The sequence below is a fragment of the Mesorhizobium sp. M4B.F.Ca.ET.089.01.1.1 genome, assembly GCF_004022605.1.
In the GTDB taxonomy this organism is placed as follows: domain Bacteria; phylum Pseudomonadota; class Alphaproteobacteria; order Rhizobiales; family Rhizobiaceae; genus Mesorhizobium; species Mesorhizobium abyssinicae.
This window is the reverse complement of the sequence record NZ_RZOS01000628.1, coordinates 1-2,615: the sequence shown is the minus strand read 5'-3', so window position 1 is coordinate 2,615 and position 2,615 is coordinate 1. Positions and strand designations below refer to the sequence as shown.

Here is a 2,615-nt window from a genome sequence, read left to right as displayed (position 1 = left end):
GCCTCCTCATGGAACGGGTTCCTGCGGAACTCGGCCACCTCCTCGGCGCTCATCGGCCCGCCCTGCAGCGACAGCGTGTGGACAGAGGCCGGCGAGAGCTTGCCGAAATAGGTCGGGTCGGTGGCGCACAGATAGCGCTTGGCCGAGACATGCAGCCGCACGCATTCGACGATGACCGGCGGGAAGAACGGCGCCAGCACCTCGCCGCCCGCCTCGTCGTGATGCTTGTCCTCGACATCGTCGGGCGAATAGGTGCCGAACTCGCTGGTGTAGTGTCCGATGTCGTGCAGCAGCGCCGCCGCCACCAGTTCGTCCGGCGCGCCGTCCTGCTCGGCCAGCCACGCGCCCTGCAGCATGTGCTCCGACATGGTGACGGGCTCGCCGAGATAGGATTCGGCACCGCGCCGCTCAAAAATGTCGGCGATGAATTCGACGATGTTGCCGCTGTTCAGCGCCTGCCCGTTCATTCCGCAGCCTCCCTGAAATCGTGCTCGATCGCCGCCAGCGTCGACAACAGCCCGTCCTTGTCGGCGTAGCAGCCCTGCAGCCAGCGCTTGCCCGAGCCGGAAAACGCCTTGCGCGCATGCATGACGCGGGTGTTGTCGACGATGAAGGCCTGCCCAGCCTCCAGCTTGAAGGTCACCTCGAAGCCGGGATCCTCGATCAGCTCGGCGAACCGGCGATAGGCGGCGTAGTATTTGTCCATCTCGGCGAACGGCACGTCGACCGTGGGCGCCAGCGAGCGGTTGTTGAAGCGGATGCAGAGCAGTTCGCCATCCGGGCCGAGCTCGATCATCGGGCGCTTGGCTTGCAGACGCACGCCCGACGAGCCGGCATATTCGAAGCGTGCCGGATAGGAGCTCAGCAGGCGGAACCCGTGCGGATCTTCGGCCTGCAGCGCGGCCGCCACCGCGAAACCGTCGACTACGGTAGATTCGCCGCCCTCGACGGTGTTCTCGATGCAGGCCAGGATCTGCAGCGTCGGCACCGGATCGCGGTAGGGATTGTCGGTATGCGCCTGCAGGCCGAGATTGGTGTAGGCAAGATTGTTCGGATTGACCTCGGCGCGCACCTCGAACCAGCGCCCGTAATTGGTTTCCCTGATGTAACCGAACAGGTCGGACACCTTGCACAGCGCCCCCGACTCCGCCGGCAGGCCATCCATCACCGCAAAGCCGTAGGTCCTCACCGCCGAAAGCCATTCCCTGAGCACGCTGCGATCGTGGCTGGCGGCCGCATATGCCGCGCGCGGCACCGAATTCTGCATCGTCGCCCTTGTCCAGCATTGAACCACGTCGGCCGTCCAGCCTCCCTTGCGCAGTTCGACACGGTCATAGGCATGCGCGTGCAACCAGGCTGCCGGGAAGCTGACGGTCTTTTGCTCGGGGACGAAGCTGATCTCCAGAGCGCCGCCCTTGACCGAAGCCGCCGCAATCCGAGTCCCGGCCGGAATGTCGAGGATGGTGATCAGGCGCTGTCCGTTGCCGGCGCTGCGCGTCTTGTCGTCCAATGCATTGTCGCGCAGCCACATGGCGTGAAAGCGGGTGCGCATCCCGTTGTCCCAGCTAAGTTCGACCGTTCGTCCCTCGTCGCCGATCAGCGCCTTGGTCAGCATGTCCAGCAGCTCCATCTTTCCCGCATCCGCAGGGTTTCGGGTTGCATGATGCTGACTTCCTAGTCATAACTCAAATTATCATTTTGCAGACTATGGCTATAGAATACTAATGGCTGGAAGAATTGCCGGCGCCTTGCCTCCGCTCGACTGGTTGCGCAGCTTCGAGGCGGCGGCGCGGCTTTCGAACTTCACCGCCGCGGCGGCCGAACTCGGCCTGACGCAGGCGGCCGTCAGCCAGCACATTCGCTCCCTCGAGCAGCGGCTGAAAACCAGGCTGTTCGTGCGTCTTGCCCGCGGTGTCGCGCTGTCGCCGGAGGGCGCCGCCTATCTTCCCCACATCCAGTCGGCCTTCGCCACCATCGGCAACAGCACCACGGAATTGTTCGAGCCGCGCGCCGTCCAGACCGTCACGGTGCGGGTGCCGATCTCCTTTGCCTTGCTGGTGCTCGTGCCTGCGCTCCCCGACCTGGCGAGAGCCCTGCCGCGGATCCAGCTCGACGTGGTGACCATTCATCGTCCCGCCGACTACGACCAGCCGGGCTCAGCGCTCGACATCCGCTTCGGCAACGGGAACTTCCCCGGGCGCGAGGCCGACAGGCTGACTGTCGAGCGGCTGGTGCCGGTCGCCTCGCCGGCCCTGGCCGGCAATGCGGACTGGACGTCCCTGCCCTTGCTTCTGGTCGCCGGCGCGCGCGAGATGTGGGCCGAATGGTTTAGCGCTGCCGGCGTGCCGGGACATACCGGACGTTCGCACCGCTTCGACAGTTTCGTTGCCGCCATGGAAGCGGCCAAGACCGGCGCCGGCGCGCTGCTGGGCTCCAGGCCGCTGATCGATACGGCGCTTGGCAGCAAGGCGCTTGTGGCGCTTTCCGGCTTCGAGCTTTCCAGCAGCTCGGGCCATTTCCTGACCCGCGCTTCGGCCACTGGGCTGACCCAGGCCGAGCAGGATTTTCGTCTGTGGCTGCTGTCACGCCTTGCCGGAATCGGCGCTCTGTAGGCT

The 2,615-nt window shown here is 65.4% G+C and carries 3 protein-coding genes; 1 reads left to right on the top strand and 2 read right to left on the bottom strand.

Going from position 1 to position 2,615, the window contains the following annotated elements:
- The coding region (locus EN780_RS31820) for an HD domain-containing protein (protein ID WP_128276254.1) at positions 1 to 467 on the bottom strand (467 nt) is incomplete at its 3' end.
- A complete protein-coding gene (locus EN780_RS31815) occupies positions 464 to 1,630 on the bottom strand; it encodes a gamma-butyrobetaine dioxygenase (RefSeq protein WP_245500187.1) in 1,167 nt (388 codons plus the stop codon). The genes EN780_RS31820 and EN780_RS31815, both read right to left, overlap by 4 nt.
- 94 nt (positions 1,631 to 1,724) lie before the next feature.
- Between EN780_RS31815 and EN780_RS31810 the strand changes: the two genes are divergently transcribed.
- The gene (locus EN780_RS31810) at positions 1,725 to 2,612 is read left to right on the top strand and encodes a LysR family transcriptional regulator (protein ID WP_128276253.1); all 888 of its coding nucleotides are present in this window, start codon (positions 1,725 to 1,727) and stop codon (positions 2,610 to 2,612) included.
- Positions 2,613 to 2,615 lie beyond the last annotated feature (3 nt).

Coding starts and splice junctions, on each gene's coding strand:
- EN780_RS31815 (WP_245500187.1), bottom strand. CDS start 1,630: ATGGAGCTGCTGGACATGCTGACCAAGGCGCTGATCGGCGACGAGGGA.
- EN780_RS31810 (WP_128276253.1), top strand. CDS start 1,725: ATGGCTGGAAGAATTGCCGGCGCCTTGCCTCCGCTCGACTGGTTGCGC.